15 protein-coding genes are annotated in these 16,038 nt (G+C 30.3%); 10 read left to right on the forward strand and 5 right to left on the reverse strand.

Annotated features, from left to right (window positions below):
- Positions 1–637 precede the first annotated feature (637 nt).
- From N4A35_10190 to N4A35_10200, 3 genes are all read left to right on the forward strand, one after another.
- Positions 638–823, forward strand: a complete 186-nt coding sequence (locus N4A35_10190; GenBank protein ID MCT4581776.1) for a hypothetical protein — start codon at positions 638–640, stop codon at positions 821–823.
- Between the two features lie 164 nt (positions 824–987).
- Positions 988–3,714 (forward strand): AsmA-like C-terminal region-containing protein, encoded by a 2,727-nt coding sequence (locus N4A35_10195; protein MCT4581777.1) that lies wholly within the window; start codon positions 988–990, stop codon positions 3,712–3,714.
- Entirely contained in the window at positions 3,711–4,067 is a 357-nt protein-coding gene (locus N4A35_10200; protein MCT4581778.1) for an MmcQ/YjbR family DNA-binding protein, read from the forward strand. The genes N4A35_10195 and N4A35_10200 overlap by 4 nt, the downstream gene beginning before the upstream one ends.
- On the opposite strand, the gene N4A35_10205 is transcribed toward N4A35_10200, so the two are convergent.
- The 4 genes from N4A35_10205 to N4A35_10220 are packed head-to-tail and all read right to left on the reverse strand — an operon-like array spanning position 4,060 to position 6,910.
- Positions 4,060–4,749, reverse strand: a complete 690-nt coding sequence (locus N4A35_10205) for a 16S rRNA (uracil(1498)-N(3))-methyltransferase (protein MCT4581779.1) — start codon at positions 4,747–4,749, stop codon at positions 4,060–4,062. The two genes, N4A35_10200 and N4A35_10205, sit on opposite strands and share 8 nt — an antisense overlap.
- Positions 4,749–5,156, reverse strand: coding sequence for a hypothetical protein (locus N4A35_10210; GenBank protein MCT4581780.1), 408 nt, complete (start codon positions 5,154–5,156; stop codon positions 4,749–4,751). The genes N4A35_10205 and N4A35_10210 overlap by 1 nt, the downstream gene beginning before the upstream one ends.
- A gap of 35 nt (positions 5,157–5,191) precedes the next feature.
- Complete coding sequence (gene lipB / locus N4A35_10215) at positions 5,192–5,905, reverse strand: lipoyl(octanoyl) transferase LipB (protein ID MCT4581781.1); 714 nt, start codon at positions 5,903–5,905, stop codon at positions 5,192–5,194.
- 6 nt (positions 5,906–5,911) lie between these two features.
- On the reverse strand, positions 5,912–6,910 hold the full coding sequence (locus N4A35_10220; protein MCT4581782.1) for a bifunctional phosphoglucose/phosphomannose isomerase: 999 nt from the start codon (positions 6,908–6,910) through the stop codon (positions 5,912–5,914).
- 211 nt (positions 6,911–7,121) lie between these two features.
- Between N4A35_10220 and N4A35_10225 the strand changes: the two genes are divergently transcribed.
- The 4 genes from N4A35_10225 to N4A35_10240 all read left to right on the forward strand — a co-directional run bounded on the left by N4A35_10225 (position 7,122) and on the right by N4A35_10240 (position 11,154).
- On the forward strand, positions 7,122–8,825 hold the full coding sequence (locus N4A35_10225; protein MCT4581783.1) for a Na/Pi cotransporter family protein: 1,704 nt from the start codon (positions 7,122–7,124) through the stop codon (positions 8,823–8,825).
- A 13-nt stretch (positions 8,826–8,838) separates the two neighbouring features.
- Positions 8,839–9,384: a pentapeptide repeat-containing protein gene (locus N4A35_10230; protein ID MCT4581784.1), complete on the forward strand. Its 546-nt coding sequence runs from the start codon at positions 8,839–8,841 to the stop codon at positions 9,382–9,384.
- Positions 9,385–9,391: 7 nt separating this feature from the next.
- Positions 9,392–10,525 (forward strand): glycosyltransferase family 4 protein, encoded by a 1,134-nt coding sequence (locus N4A35_10235; GenBank protein ID MCT4581785.1) that lies wholly within the window; start codon positions 9,392–9,394, stop codon positions 10,523–10,525.
- A 146-nt stretch (positions 10,526–10,671) separates the two neighbouring features.
- Complete coding sequence (locus N4A35_10240; GenBank protein MCT4581786.1) at positions 10,672–11,154, forward strand: Lrp/AsnC family transcriptional regulator; 483 nt, start codon at positions 10,672–10,674, stop codon at positions 11,152–11,154.
- On the opposite strand, the gene N4A35_10245 is transcribed toward N4A35_10240, so the two are convergent.
- Positions 11,149–11,889 (reverse strand): hypothetical protein, encoded by a 741-nt coding sequence (locus tag N4A35_10245; protein ID MCT4581787.1) that lies wholly within the window; start codon positions 11,887–11,889, stop codon positions 11,149–11,151. The genes N4A35_10240 and N4A35_10245 overlap by 6 nt on opposite strands.
- A gap of 122 nt (positions 11,890–12,011) precedes the next feature.
- On the opposite strand from N4A35_10245, the gene N4A35_10250 reads away from it, so the two are divergent.
- Genes N4A35_10250 through N4A35_10260 form a run of 3 tightly spaced genes read left to right on the forward strand, consistent with a single transcriptional unit; the run spans position 12,012 to position 15,953 of the window.
- On the forward strand, positions 12,012–12,590 hold the full coding sequence (locus N4A35_10250; protein ID MCT4581788.1) for a thymidine kinase: 579 nt from the start codon (positions 12,012–12,014) through the stop codon (positions 12,588–12,590).
- Between the two features lie 48 nt (positions 12,591–12,638).
- The gene (locus N4A35_10255) at positions 12,639–13,559 is read left to right on the forward strand and encodes a hypothetical protein (protein MCT4581789.1); all 921 of its coding nucleotides are present in this window, start codon (positions 12,639–12,641) and stop codon (positions 13,557–13,559) included.
- Between the two features lie 3 nt (positions 13,560–13,562).
- Entirely contained in the window at positions 13,563–15,953 is a 2,391-nt protein-coding gene (locus N4A35_10260; protein MCT4581790.1) for a bifunctional UDP-N-acetylmuramoyl-tripeptide:D-alanyl-D-alanine ligase/alanine racemase, read from the forward strand.
- Positions 15,954–16,038 lie beyond the last annotated feature (85 nt).

Below are 16,038 nucleotides of genomic sequence, written 5' to 3' on the forward strand. Positions count from 1 at the left end.
AATAAGCTAATGAGATGATGGGAAAATAGCAAAGATGAAGATTCAACCCATTATAGCATTGCAGCATTTCATAATTAAATCATTACAGCACTAATCCAGTCAGTTCGAGTGCCGACAAAGGAGATGTATCGAGAAATAGACGGCTTGGTGAACCTGAAAATAGAAGAGAGAGAAAAGAATAAAGAAAAGAGACAATTAGATGATGAGATAATAAGCTAATGAGATGATGGGAAAATAGCAAAGATGAAGATTCAACCCATTATAGCATTGCATCATTTCAGCATTATATCATTATAGCACTAATCCAGTCAGTTCGAGTGCCGACAAAGGAGGTGTATCGAGAAATAGACGGCTTGTTCATCCAGAAAATAGAAGAGAGAGAAAAGAATAAAGAAAAGAAACAACTAGGTGATGAGATAATAAGCTAATGAGATGATGGGAAAATAGCAAAGATAAAGATTCAACCCATTATAGCATTGCAGCATTTCATAATTATATCATTACAGCATTAATATAGTCAGTTCGAGTGCCGACAAAGGAGGTGTATCGAGAAATAGACGGCTTGGTGAACCTGATAATAGAAGAGAGAGAAAAGAATAAAGAAAAGAGACAATGAGATGATGGAAAAATAGCAAAGATGAAGATTCAACCCATTATAGCATTGCAGCATTATATCATTACAGCACTAATCCAGTCAGTTCGAGTGCCGACAAAGGAGGTGTATCGAGAAATAGACGGCTTGGTGAAACTGATAATAGAAGAGAGAGAAAAGAGAATAAAGAACAGAGAACAAAGAGAAAAGATGAAAAACTCAATCCATTAAAACATTACACCACACAATCTTGAGTCTATTCAATCATGAAACAATTAACACCTAAATTACGTTATGTTTTCAACAATTGATATAAAGTATCTTTTCAAAAAATGCATAAATCAAGCTGGACTTACCATTATTTTTGGAAATTATAAAAATTCAAGCCTTTAAAATTGGAACAGAAAGAACAACTAATATGGTGGAAATGGACAAAGAGAATTGTTGCCTCTTTGGGAATTTTAGTTGTTTTATTTGTGGGAATATCAATCCTCGTTGTTAATTTATACGAAGAAGAAATCAAGCATTTTGCGGTAGAAAAAATCAACGAAAATCTAACCACTGAAGTTGATGTTAAATCTATTGACTTAACGTTAATAGAACAATTTCCAATGGCTTCGTTACGCTTCTCTGATGTTTTTATTGCTGATAAATTAGGAGAAACTGAAAAAGACACAATGATTGCTATAGAATATCTCTATCTCAATCTCAACTTTATGGACTTAATCAATGGCAAATACGACATTAAGGATATAAAAGCGAGTAATGCTACCGCTTATTTAAAAATTGATCAACAAGGAAATGAAAACTATTTAATTTGGAAACAGGATTCAACCAGTAAAAAAAGTCAATTTTCATTTGATTTAGAACAAGTTAAATTCAAAGATTTAACCTTAAAATACACCAATCAACTACAACGACAGAACATTGCTATAGCTACAGAACAACTTAAATTCAATGGAAATTTTTCGGATGTTAGTTACCATCTTAAAACAAAAGGTGAAGTGTATGTTAAAGATTTTACCAATGACAGTATTAACTATTTATCGAATAAAAACGCAACTATCGACTTAGATCTATTAGTAAATACTGAAACACAAGCATACGAGATAAAAAAAGGAAACTTGGCTATAGAAGATTTAAGTTTTGAAATTATTGGAAACTATATCAATAGTAAAGAATCTTCTGTCGATTTAGGTATCAAGGGACAAAACATTAGTTTTATTTCTGTCTTTTCTATTTTTCCTCAAGAGTTTTTAAATCCCTTAAAAAAATATGATTCTAAAGGTTTAATTACTTTTGACGCTACACTAAAAGGAAATATTGGAAAAAATAAACTCCCAAAAATAAAGGCTAACTTTAGTCTAGAACAAGGATCCCTAACTGAAAAAAATACTGGTATTTCACTTCAAAACTTATCTTTAAATGGTGAGTTTTCGAATCAAAACAAACACATCAATTCGCAATTGATTTTGAATAATATTGAAGGAAAATTTTCTAATAATGGTGGTAATTTTGATGGTCAAATTACTTTAAAGGATTTTACAAATCTTAAAATTGAAAGTCAAATCAATGCCAACTTAAACTTAGGGGTTATTAAGGATTTTGTTGCATTAGAAAGTATCAAAGAACTCACGGGAACAACAACTGTTAATTATCAATTAAAAGGCAGCATTACCAACAATAAATTAAAGATTCAACAATCACTGGGAACACTTTCTTTTAATCATTTAAATTTAGCTACTACTAGCAATGCTTTAACTTATCAAAACATTACTGGAAGTGGACAATTAAAACAAAACGATTTAATTTTTAACAACATAACAGGAAGCATAGGAGGTTCTGAAATTACTGGTCATGCCTCATTAAGGAATTTAATTCCTCATCTTATCAATCCCAACCAAACAGTTTGGGTAGATGCCACAGTACAATCCAAAAAGATCGATTTAGGTCAAATTATTGCACAGTTAAAATCTGGTAATGAATCACCTACATCTTCAAACGATTCTTTACAATTACCTCAACACTTTCAAGTTAAATTAAATACAACCATCAACGAATTAATTTTTAACGATTTCGAAGCAAAAAACTGTATTGGAACACTTCAATTGAAGCAGCAAAAAATTGTAGCTTCCAACATTAGGTTTAAAACAAGTGGAGGTAATGTTTTATTCAATTCGGAAATAGAGCAACGGGCAGACCATCATTTTTTATGGACTGGAGATGCTAAATTGGATCATATAGATATTCAACACTTCTTTACAGCTGTCAATAATTTTGGACAAGACTTTTTAACGCACCAACATTTAAAAGGAAAAGGAAGTTTGCTTTTAAATTTCGGGATGGTATTCTCTCCTAATTTATCACTTTTAACCCCGTCTATTAAGGTAAATGCTAAAAGTAAAATCACCAATGGCGTATTAATTAATCATCCAACGATGAATGAATTGGCTACTTATTTGGATGAAAATAAATTGGTTAATAAAGTTGTAGATACTAAAAAATTAAAGAAAAAAGTGAGTCGTATTAAATTTTCCGAACTCAACAATTCCATAGAGATTAAAAATAATCACATTGTTATTCCTAAAACTACCATCAAAACAAATATTTTAGACATTGATATCGCTGGTGAACATTCATTTGATAATACCGTTGATTATCACTTTAGTTTTGGTTTACGCGATGTTTTAATTAAAAATAAACATGCGGAAGATTTTGGTCCTGTAAAAGATGATGGTTTAGGTAAAGTTATCTTTTTACATGTTTTTGGACATTTAGATGATTTGAATTATGCCATTGATAAATCAGAAAAGAAAGCGAATCGAAAACAAATAAGAGCGGAAGAAAAACAAAATGTAAAAGCTATTTTAAAAAATGAATTTGGTTTATTTAAAAAAGATACTTCTTTACATACTGTTACTAAAAAAGAACCAGAACCTACGTTTGAAATAGAAAATTGGGAGGAGCGTGATGAAGAGCCTGCAACAGAAGAAATTGATGATGTAAAAGAAAAATCAAAACCTAAAAAAGAAAAGAAAACACCTAAATGGTTAAAAAAATTAGGTGTTGATGAACAAAAAGAACAGGAAAATAATATTTCTGTGGAATTTGAAGAAGAATGAATATTGAAGAATTTCGATCCTATTGTTTAAGCCTAAAAGGAACTTCAGAAGCGCTACCTTTTGATCATAAAACTTTAGTTTTTAAAGTTATGGGGAAAATGTTTGCTTTAACCAATCTAGAAACTTTTGAAAGTATAAACATCAAATGTGACCCCGAATACGCCATTGAGCTAAGAGAAACGTATGAAGCTGTTAACCCTGGTTACCACATGAGTAAAAAGCACTGGAATACCATTACTCTAGACTATTCAATAGACGATAATCTTCTTTACGAATGGATTAAAGATTCTTATGATTTGGTTGTTGCTAAACTAACTAAAAAGCAGAAAGAAGCGCTGGCTAATATTAACTAAATTGCATTAAAGTACAAGCTACTACTCCTGCAGTTTCTGTTCTCAATCTATTTTCTCCTAATGTAACAGGCTGATATCCTTTTTGAAAGGCTAAAGCAGTCTCCTCAGCCGTAAAATCTCCCTCAGGACCTATCAATATCAATTGATCCTCTGTTTGGTCTACAAAAGCTTTAAATGCTTGTTTTTTAAAATCCCCACAATAGGCAATTGATTTTAGACCCGTTCTATCTGTGGCAAGAAAATCTTCTAATTTTATAGGTTCGTGAATGGTAGTTTTCCATAACCTTTGTGATTGTTTTAATGCTGAAATGGCGACTTTTTCCCAACGTTCAGTATTAAACTTTTTACGTTCTGAGTTTTTACAAAGAATAGGTATAAAATCAGTTAAACCTATTTCTATTGCTTTTTCTAAAAACCATTCTGTTCGATCATTATTTTTTGTTGGTGCCAGAGCTATAGCTATTTTCCGATTAGATTTAGCTCGTTCTTTTTGCTCAAAGATAGCCACTTCACAACGTTTATGGTGATCACTAATGATCGTAGCATACGCTTCTAAACCTTGTCCATTCACCAACCTTACTTGATCTCCATTTTTTAAGCGTAATACTTTGATAGCATGTTTGGATTCCGTTTCTGGAAAAGTAGTATTCGCTGTTATGTTTTGAATATAAAATGTATGCATTACTTAATGATAACTCCTCTTTTATTCAAAATTTCGATGGTACTAAAATATTCTTCTTTAATCGATTCTGCAACAAAAACAATTTTCTTATCGTGAATAACTCCATCGATATAAAATGTTAAAAAATATTCATTAGAAAGCGCAAAAACATCTTCTATAATTGGTTCTATTAGCTGATATGATTTGGGTTGGATATCCTTTAAAAAATAATTGACTCTAGCTGTCTTCTTAGGAACATTATTGATCATTCCATAGCCTCTAGAAGAGACAAAGGTATTAACCAATGTTTCATTCTTTAAGTTAATCAAATACACATTCCATTTGTTTTCTTGAGTTATTTCATCCAACTCTCTTACCACTGCAATTCCTACATCAACAACTTCTGGTATATGAATATCCTTCTTCATCTATTTAAAATTCTATTGTTTGTAAAAGTTAAAATTCACTTTGCATAAGTAAACTCAAAAACTGCCGATAAGTGTTTTTTCATTTTAGCTTTTACCTCTTCTAAATCTACTGGTCTTCCCAACTCTTTATCTAATGATGTAACCGCTTTATCTCGTATTCCACAAGGAACAATATTGTCAAAATAAGATAAATCTGCATTGACATTAAATGCAAACCCATGCATCGTTACCCATCTACTTGATTTGACACCAAGTGCACAAATTTTTCTTGCAGTAGGTTTACCTACATCTAGCCAAACTCCTGTTTCTCCATCAGATCTCTCAGAAGCTATACCATATTCTTTTAAAGTTAAAATAACTGCTTCTTCGAGCAAACGTAAATATTTATGAATATCACTGAAAAAGTGATCTAAATCAAAAATAGGATACCCTACCAATTGTCCAGGTCCGTGATAGGTGATGTCTCCTCCCCTATTTATTTTATAATAAGTTGCTCCTTTTTGCTTTAAAATAGCTTCTCCAATCAATAAATTAGCTTCAGAACCACTTTTCCCGAGCGTATAGACATGCGGATGCTCGCAAAACAAAAGATAATTTTTAGTAATCTCTTTTTCACTTTCATCTGCTAATTTTCTGTTTTTTATCTTGGTATTAACTGTTTTTTCAAAGTATACAGTCTGATAATCCCACGCTTCCTTGTAATCCATCAAACCTAAGTCCTCAAAAATTACTTCTTTGTTCTTTATCACTATTCTTTATATTTTAGCTAGTTCTCCTTTTAAGTAATTAATTACTTTTATTTCTATAGGGTCTACATCTTGTAATTCAGCCAAATAAATAGAAATCCAATCTCCTAAAACAATTAAATAAAGCGACTTTTGAATCGAATCATCTCCTTTAGACCATACTTCAAAATGGGTATTGGTGTATTTTTCTATCACTTCTTTAGAAATTTCCATTCTTCTTTGTGTTCGACTATAATCAGAATCGTTTCTAAATAAGATAACAGCGTACTCTTCTTTACCTCCAGCCCATCCAACTAATTCGTTGTGGTTCATTTCTGGTAAATAATGATGCCAAGCCAATACTTTTGCATTTTCATTCAATTGTTGTCTTAACCTTATTGCTACACCTTCATATCCTTCTTCGGAATAAATAACCGCTGTTTTACCCTGTAAACCTTTCGCAATCTTTTCGGCTTCTTGTTGAATTGATTCAATGTGACTATCTATTAATTCTGCTGCTTTCCCTATTGAGGTTTTAAAGCTTTCATTGATAAATCCATAATGATTCAATAAGAAAAATTGTTGTGTTAACGAATAAGTTAACATTGCTCTTGGTGAATGACATTCAGGTAAAATAATATGATTTAGTGCCTTTTCTTGAGCTATTTCTATTACTTTTCCTCCAGAAGAAATACATGCTATTTCTGCATTTCGCTCCAAAGCAATTTGCATTGCTTCTAATGTTTCTTCAGTATTTCCTGAAAAACTACTTACAATCACTAAAGTATTCTCCCCCACAAAAGCAGGTAAATGATAACCATTATTAATTGAAACTGGGACGTCAATTTCGTTTCTAACCAATTGAGCTACAATCTTTCCTCCAATACCAGAACCTCCTAACCCAGTGATTACAATATTGTTAATCTTTTTTTCTGTCTGCGTTAACTTGGCGTTATTACCGATATTTATAGCATCTCTTAATTGATTGGTAAACGATGAAATTAATTTTTTCATATGTTTTCTATTAATTGTATTTACACGAAAATAATAAAAAATTACTAATCTTATCTAGGTTTTTTATCTTCTAGTCAGATTCAAAATTTTAATCTTTAAATTTAACATTAAATTAATATTAACTTATTTTTATTAACAATTACTTAATATTAAAAATAAATAGACTAACTCTTGTTTACTTTATCTTTGTTAAAATATGATATAAAGTAGGGATTTTTAATATAATATGGGAATATTTAGCATCTTGTCCATTATTGGGGCTTTAGGGTTTTTCATCTATGGGATGAAAGTAATGAGTGAAGGGATTCAAAAGGCAGCTGGAGATAAATTACGTGTCATCTTAAAAGCAATTACATCCAACAGACTTTCAGGGATTTTTACAGGTTTTTTAACCACATCAATTATCCAATCTTCTTCAGCTACTACTGTAATGATTGTAAGCTTTGTAAATGCAGGTTTACTAACATTAAGACAAGCTATTGGAGTCATAATGGGGGCTAATATAGGAACCACAATGACTGCATGGTTATTGGTATTACTTGGATTCTCGAAATTTAGTTTAGCTTCCTATTCATTGCCAGTCTTAGCTATTGGAGTTCCTTTACTATTTGTTAATAAAGATCAACTTAAGTCTTTGGGTGAATTTCTAATTGGTTTTGCCTTATTATTTATGGGACTTTCTGCCCTTAAAGGTGAAGTTAAAGTTCTTCATTTAGAGGAAAATCAAGCATTTATTGATTTTATTACCGGTTTAGGAGAAGGTGGTTATGGTGCTATTTTGTTGTTTGTATTTATTGGAACAATTCTTACTATTATTGTACAATCATCTAGTGCTGCAATGGCATTAACCCTAATTTTTGTTGCCGAAGGATTGCCATTAGAATTTGCCGCTGCAATTGTATTGGGTGAAAATATAGGAACAACAATCACAGCAAATTTAGCTGCAATGATTGGTAATGTTCATTCAAAGAGAGCTGCTAGAGCCCATTTACTTTTTAATGTTTTTGGTGTAATTTGGATGTTAATTGTTTTCTTCCCATTTATTCATTGGGTTACAGCAATTACAGAAGATGTAATGAATACATTAGGAATAAGCATTAAAGACGAACAAGATTTAAATCTAAGAACCTTAGCATTATTCCATACGTTCTTTAATATTATCAATACAGTTATGTTAGTTTGGTTTGTGAAATTTATTGAAACAACTGTCATTAAATTTACACCATCTAAAAGTGAAGATGACGAAGTATTTAAATTGGAATACATTGGTTCTAGTGTTATGCTAACACCTGAAATGTCTATTCTAGAAGCTAAGAAAGAAGTAACTAAGTTTGGAGATATTACAAGTAGAATGATTGGTTTTCTTAGGACAGCTATTAATACTGGAGACAAGAAACTAAAACAAAAAATGTATGAAAAAATTGCCAAATATGAAGAAATAACTGATCGTGTTGAAATTGAAATTTCTGATTATTTAGGTAAAGCTTCACAAGAAGAAATGAGTGAAGATGCTGCTATGCAAATGCGAGCAATGCTTAATGTTGTGACTGATTTAGAGAGAATAGGAGATGTCTTTTATCAGATTAGTAAAATGCTAGCCAAAAAACAAATTGATAAAGTTTGGTTTACTCCTGATCAAAGAGATGGTTTAAATAAGCTAATTGACCTATTAGAAAAGGCGTTTAAGATTATGAATACCAACCTCAATATGGAATATAAAAATGTTTCAATGGAAGAAGCAATTGAAATTGAGGAACAAATTAATAAAACGCGAAATAAACTTAGAAAGAAGCACCTCAAGAATGTGGGTTCTGAAGAGACAAATATTGCAGCTTCATTGATTTACAGTACTATTTTTTCATTATTAGAAAGAGCAGGAGATCACATTATTAATGTTTCTGAAGCCATGACAGGTGAAGAAATAGAATAGTTAAATGATCTATTTGGAAGATAAAATAATTAAGCATAAAACTACTCTAGAAAAAGGAGAGTATTATGAATGTACTTTCGAAAATTGTGATTTTACTCAGGTAAATTTTTCAGATTTTATTTTTATTGAGTGTTCGTTTAATGCTTGTAATCTGAGTAATATTAAACCCTTTAATACTGCTTTTAAAACGGTAGATTTTATTGATTGCAAATTAATAGGTATTGATTTTACATTATCTAATTCTTTTCTTTTTAAAGTTAGTTTTGAAAACTCTACTTTAAATTTTTGTTCTTTTTATCAGCTCAATCTAAAAAATACAACATTCGAAAATTGTGCGCTCGAAGCAGTTGATTTTACAGAATGTGACCTAAGCCAAGCAGCTTTTAATCATTCTAATCTAAAAAATGCTATTTTTGAGCAAACAATCCTTGATAAAGCTGATTTTAGAACAGCCAAAGATTTTGCTATTCAACCTGAAAATAATCAACTAAAAAATGCTATTTTTTCTCGGGAATCAATTATCGGATTAGTACAACATTATAATATACAAATAGAATAAGTTCCGTATGAAAATTGTAATCAATACAAGACTTTTAATTAAAGATAAACTGGAAGGAATTGGTTGGTTTACATTCGAAACGTTAAAAAGAATTACCCAAGCACATCCTGAACATCAATTTTATTTTTTATTCGATCGGAAATATGATGCTTCTTTTATTTTTTCGGATAACATTACTCCAGTAGTTTTATCACCACAAGCAAGACATCCTATTTTATTTAAAATATGGTTTAACTGGTCTGTACATCGCTTTCTAAAAAAAATTAATGCCGATTTATTTGTATCACCTGATGGTTATTTGAGTTTACCAACAAAAGTCCCTCAAGTCGCTGTAATGCACGACTTAAACTTTGAGCATTATCCTGAATTTTTACCCAAGCATATTACAAAGTATTATACCACTTATTTTCCGCTATTTGCAAAAAAAGCAACTAAAATAATTACTGTTTCCCATTTTTCTAAGCAAGACATTGTGAATCAATATGGTATTAATCCTCAAAAAATAGCTGTTGTTTACAATGGTATCAATCAACGCTTTGCTCCTTTAAATGTTGATTTACAAAATCAGATTAGGAAACAATATACCAATGGCGCTCCTTTTTTTATTTATGTTGGTTCCCTTAATCCTAGAAAAAATATTGAAAATACATTAAGAGCCTTTGATCTCTTCAAAAAACAAAACAATACGAATCATAAATTTGTTATAGTTGGAGAAAAATTATGGAGTAATAAATCCATTGAAGCTTGTTATAACAGTTTAGAATACCAAGCGGATATCTTGTTTACAGGAAGGCTATTTAATGAAGATTTAGGCCATTTATTGGCTTCGGCTGCTGCCCTACTCTATATTTCTTATTTTGAAGGTTTTGGAATACCAATTATAGAAGCTATGCAATGTGGTACCCCCGTAATAACAAGTACCCAGACAAGTTTACCAGAAGTAGCAGGAGATGCTGCTATCCTATGTGATCCCAATGCTATTGATACCATTGCTCAACAAATGAATAATATTCTCGATGATCAATTACGTTCTCAATATATTAACAAGGGCTTCGAAAATGCTAAAAGATTTAATTGGGATACTACAGCTACCGAATTATGGAGTGCTATTGAAGCAGTCTTAAAAACGCTCAAAAAATAGAGAACTGGAAAAGTTTCCCTAATATACCTATTAGCTAATAGCTCGAAATAAGTTCTTTATCAAATATATAGACCTATTCAACCCTATTCAAAAAACTGACAACAATATAATTTTATATTTATCCTGTAATCATAAAATTATATTCTATGAAGTTGGACAAAATAGACTTAAGTATTTTAAAGGAATTACAAAAAAATAGTAAAATAACAAATATTGAACTAAGTAAAAAGATAGGATTATCTGCTGCTCCAACTTTAGGAAGAGTTCAAAAACTGGAAAAAAATGGTTTAATTAAAAGCTACCATGCAAAAATTAATGCTGCTAAATTAGGATTAGGATTAACTGCTTTAATTCATGTTTCTTTAATCAAACAGATAGGAAATACAGTTGAAAACTTTTCTAAAAAAGTCATTAATATTGATGAAATTATTGAATGTTTACAACTCACCGGAAAATTTGACTATCAACTCAAAGTAATGGTAAAAGATATTCAATCTTTTGAATACTTTTTAGCCAATAAACTCAATCAATTTGATGAAATAAGTAAGATACATACCTCAATCATACTTTCTTCAATTAAGCAAAATTCAATTATCCCAATAGATTATAAAAGCGACTATATTTTATAAAAATCTACGTTTAACTAAATCCATAAACTTTTGAGCGGAAACGCCATTGATATCCCAATTATAGTTGTATTTTAAATTATTATTGATGTATTCATCTGCTTCAATAAAAGCTGAAAAATTATTAATGGTTTCTATAGCCTCTTTATATTTTTCATTTTCTCCTTCAAATAAATCGTTCATAAACAAAAACTTTTGGTTTAATCCAATTGCTTTTGTTAAGTCTTTTATTGGTTGTTGACTCAATCTATCTGCTAGAGTAGGTTGTTCTGCATTGGATGAAAATTTATCATTAATAGAAATAGAATGATCTTTCTTTTCTTCTTCTTGTTCAACCTTTTCTTCCTGAATTGGAGATTCTGGAGTAAAAGCAGGCTCTTCTTTTATTTCTTGTTCTATTTCAAATAGAGGTTGTTGTTCACCAATCGACTTACGAACAGCTTCTATATGGTTTTCAACTTTTATTGCATCAATTAAGTTCGTTTGATTAGGGTGAATTCCATCTGGTTCCTCGGTTGTTGAAAAATCAAATTTTAACCCTCTATCTTCTTCTTTTTTAACACTTCTTTCTATCGCTAAATAATGTAATATCGCTATTCGTTCATGTATATTTCGCGCATCATCTAATAGTGAATATAAATCGGCAACAGATAAATTTCCGTTTTCTAAAGCTTCTAAATTATTAGCCAATGAATTCACTAACTTTTTTAAATTTCTATACTCGTTATTATTATTCATGTTAAAAAATTGTTGAAAATATGACCCAAATTTCAACAATTAAATGATGCTATATTTAGTACCTTTAGCGAACTTATTAACAGAAGTTATTTAATGTCTAATCCTAATAATTAAAATAAACAGTGTTTTTAGAACAAAAAGGAAGTAAAAAAAAACAAAAAGGTTGGATAGAAGTTGTTTGTGGTTCAATGTTTTCTGGTAAAACTGAAGAATTAATTAGACGTTTAAAACGTGCAGAATTTGCAAAATTAAATGTTGAAATTTTTAAACCTTCTGTTGATATTCGCTATGACGAAAATGATGTAGTAAGTCACCAAGGTACTACTATTCGCTCAACTCCAGTTCCTGCTTCTGAAAATATTTTACTGTTGGCAAACGATGTTGATGTAGTTGGAATTGATGAGGCACAATTTTTCGATGATCAATTACCAATGGTTTGTGAACAATTGGCTAATTCTGGTATTCGAGTAATTGTAGCAGGATTAGATATGGATTTTGCTGGTAAACCTTTTGGTCCAATCCCTGCGCTTTTAGCAAAAGCAGAGTACGTTACTAAAGTTCATGCTATTTGTATGACTTGTGGTGACTTGGCTCAATTTTCTCATCGTAAAATAGCGGATGAAAAATTAGTTTTGTTAGGCGAGGTGGATGAATATGAACCACTTTGTAGAAAGTGTTATACTGAAGCTACCAAGGCGTAATTTGTACCAAATAAGAGTTTTTATAATTATACTTCATAAAGTTTAATTATGAAACAAACTATTCTTACTTTAATTTTTCTTACAGGATTAAGTGTTAGCGCTCAAGTTAACAATACTTTTGGTTATTCTTTTCAAGAACAGAATTGTGGTATCATTACAGATGAACTAACTGCTGAAATTACAACTAAAGTTCTTTACAATGCTCAACCAGATGGTTATATCGTTACATACACTACTTCCTTTATAGGTAACACTGTTGTTGATGTTGAAAACTTAATGAATAAAAAAATAGATAGTTTAACTAGAAAGGTAAAAAAAATAGGAATAGAAAAAGAAGCTATTGCCATTGACATTCAAGAATTTGATCCTATTTTTTCTATCAAAAATACAACAGAATATCCCGAAGGGTATAAGGTATCACTTAACTTAAATTTTAAACTAAAAGATTATAATAAAATTAGCCGATTAACTCAGATTTGCCTAGCGTATAACATCTACGATATCGTAGGGATCCAGCCATTTATTAATAATACAAAACCTATCGATGATTCCTTGGCTCTAAAATCAATAGAACTGTTAAATGCTAAAAAGGAACTGTGTAAAAAATTATCATGGAGTTTTACTGGTGGCCATGCTGAATTCTCAAAATGTAAAAATGTTTTTTATCCAGATGAGCATTATTTAAAAACAACGCTAAAGAATAATTCTTTATTTCACCACAATTTATCTCAAAATTCTACAATTAATCTCCATAGAAACTTAGATGTAAATGTTTACAATAACCTTAATTTAAAAGATGTTGATTATATTTACAATTCAGAAATTACTGTACCAGTAATACAGTTTGTTTACCAAATCAATTACAAATACATCAAAACTAAACCTAAAGAAAAAGAGGATAACATTAAAGAAAAAAAGTCGTTCTATATTCTTGATAAAGAAGGAAATCTTACCAAATTAAAACTCTAACGTTTGAATTTAAACTATACCATATCTACAATAACAAAAGCAATTGAAGGAAGTTGTAATTTGAACTCTAAACAGCTTATCCAAACTATTTTTATTGATAGTAGAAGTTATTTTGACCCTGATACTTCTTTATTTATTGCTTTAGAAGGTAAACAACATAATGGTCATGATTACATCAATGAACTTTACCAAAAAGGATTAAGGAATTTTGTAGTTGATCAAACTTATACTAATGAAACACTAACTGACGCTATTTTTATTCGGGTTAAAGATACTTTAGAAGCTTTACAAAAATTGGCATTTTTTCATAGAAAACAGTTTGATATACCAACCATTGCTATTACAGGAAGTAATGGTAAAACCATTATCAAAGAATGGCTCTATCATTACCTCAGGCATGCGTATAATATTGTTAGAAGTCCTAAGAGCTATAATTCTCAGGTAGGTGTCCCGCTTTCACTATTTCAAATTAAAAAAGAGCATACCTTAGCCATTTTTGAAGCAGGTGTTTCTAAACCTGGAGAAATGGAAAAATTACAACAACTGATTATACCTGATTATGGTATATTGAGCAATATTGGTACAGCACATTTAGAAAATTTTGAATCCATTGAACAATTAAAATTAGAAAAAGAAAAATTGTTTCAAACAGTAAAATGGTACCACAGTTATGAAACTAACCATCAAAAGGAAACAGCTATTCTTGTTCATTCGATAACAGTTGATCAGTTTACTACTCATTTTACAGTTGAATATAAAGCTCAACAACATCCATTTTCTATACCATTTACAGATCAGGCTTCCATAGAAAATAGCATTACTTGTATTTGTTTTCTAATCAAGTTTGGAATTGAAATTCCTCATTTAATTGAACAATCTAAAACATTACCATCAATTGCTTTTCGATTAGAAAGCCAAAAGGGAATCAACAATAATATTATCATTCGTGATAATTACAATTCTAATTTAACAGCATTAACAATAGCATTAGACTATTTGGAACGATTTAAGAATCAGGATCAACTCGTTATTCTTACTGATTTACTACAAGATAAAATTCAATCAGACCACCTTTACCAACAAGTTGCTGAGTTAATTAATCAACGAAATTTATCCGAATTTATAGGAATTGGTCCCAATTTAATACAATATCAAACATGGTTTAAAAAAGGACGATTTTATCAAAGTGTGGACGATTTTATTTCAGATTTTGAACTTCATAAAATTAAAAACACAAGCATTCTTATTAAGGGCAGTTATCAATTTCAGTTGGATAAAATTAATGCTAACCTAGTCCAAAAAACCCATCAAACTACCCTTGAAATTAATTTATCTGCTTTATCCAATAATATCAAACATTTTAAAAATAAGATTGATTCAAATACTCTTTTAATGGGGATGGTTAAAGCTTTTGGATATGGTACTGGTAGTAAGGAAATAGGAACAATTCTTCAACACTCAAAAATAGATTATTTAGGAGTAGCTTATACAGATGAGGGCGTTGATTTAAGAAATCAAAAAATTACATTACCTATAGTTGTAATGAATATGGAAGACTATTCCTTTGAAGATATTATTCAATATCAGCTGGAACCTTCAATCTATTCTCTGGAGCAACTGGAACGTTTTATTAAGTTTTTAATTGATAAAAAACTTAAAAGTTATCCTATCCATTTAAAGCTAGATACTGGAATGTATCGACTGGGATTTCTAGAAAATGATATTCAAATTCTAATTGATACGATCATCAATCAACCTGAAATATATGTTAAAGGTATTTTTAGCCACTTAGCAGCTGCTGACGATCGTAATGAAAAAGCGTTTACCTTTCATCAAATTAAATTATTCGATCAATTCAGTCATCAAATTGAAACCGCTATTGGATACAAAACCATCAAGCACATTTTAAATTCTTCTGGAATAGAAAATTATCCTGACTATCAATATCAAATGGTTCGATTAGGAGTGGGAATGTATGGAGTTTCAACTCAAGAAAATTTAGAAATTGTTGGAACACTTAAAACCAAAATATCTCAAATAAAATTAGTCAAAGCAGGGAGTTCTATTGGTTATGGAAGAAGTCAATTTGTTAAAAAAGATACTTTAATTGGTATCATTCCAATTGGATATGCTGATGGGTTTAGACGTTCTTTAAGTAATGGTGTAGGGAGTGTATGGTTCAAAAATAATTTAGTACCAGTTATTGGAAGAATATCGATGGATATGACGATGATTGATTTGTCTTCTATTACAGATGTAAAAATAGGTGATGAAGTTGAAATATTTGGAAAGAATCGCCCCATAGAAGAACTGGCCCAGCAACTTGATACCATTCCCTATGAAATATTAACTTCTGTTTCTAATAGAGTTGTTCGTACATACATTGAAGAATAATATTGTTTGGTGTACTTTAATTCACCTTTTATTATACCTCATAAACTGCTATTTAAAATAAATATTATGAATTATACGTTTAATT

It is taken from the genome of Flavobacteriales bacterium (assembly GCA_025210295.1).
Taxonomy (GTDB): domain Bacteria; phylum Bacteroidota; class Bacteroidia; order Flavobacteriales_D; family Parvicellaceae; genus S010-51.

What these genes read in the sequence shown, in the direction of transcription:
- N4A35_10190 (MCT4581776.1), top strand. Translation starts at nt 638, where the DNA reads ATGAAGATTCAACCCATTATAGCATTGCAGCATTATATCATTACAGCA.
- N4A35_10200 (MCT4581778.1), top strand. Translation starts at nt 3,711, where the DNA reads ATGAATATTGAAGAATTTCGATCCTATTGTTTAAGCCTAAAAGGAACT.
- N4A35_10205 (MCT4581779.1), bottom strand. Translation starts at nt 4,749, where the DNA reads ATGCATACATTTTATATTCAAAACATAACAGCGAATACTACTTTTCCA.
- N4A35_10210 (MCT4581780.1), bottom strand. Translation starts at nt 5,156, where the DNA reads ATGAAGAAGGATATTCATATACCAGAAGTTGTTGATGTAGGAATTGCA.
- N4A35_10225 (MCT4581783.1), top strand. Translation starts at nt 7,122, where the DNA reads ATGGGAATATTTAGCATCTTGTCCATTATTGGGGCTTTAGGGTTTTTC.
- N4A35_10235 (MCT4581785.1), top strand. Translation starts at nt 9,392, where the DNA reads ATGAAAATTGTAATCAATACAAGACTTTTAATTAAAGATAAACTGGAA.
- N4A35_10240 (MCT4581786.1), top strand. Translation starts at nt 10,672, where the DNA reads ATGAAGTTGGACAAAATAGACTTAAGTATTTTAAAGGAATTACAAAAA.
- N4A35_10245 (MCT4581787.1), bottom strand. Translation starts at nt 11,889, where the DNA reads ATGAATAATAATAACGAGTATAGAAATTTAAAAAAGTTAGTGAATTCA.
- N4A35_10255 (MCT4581789.1), top strand. Translation starts at nt 12,639, where the DNA reads ATGAAACAAACTATTCTTACTTTAATTTTTCTTACAGGATTAAGTGTT.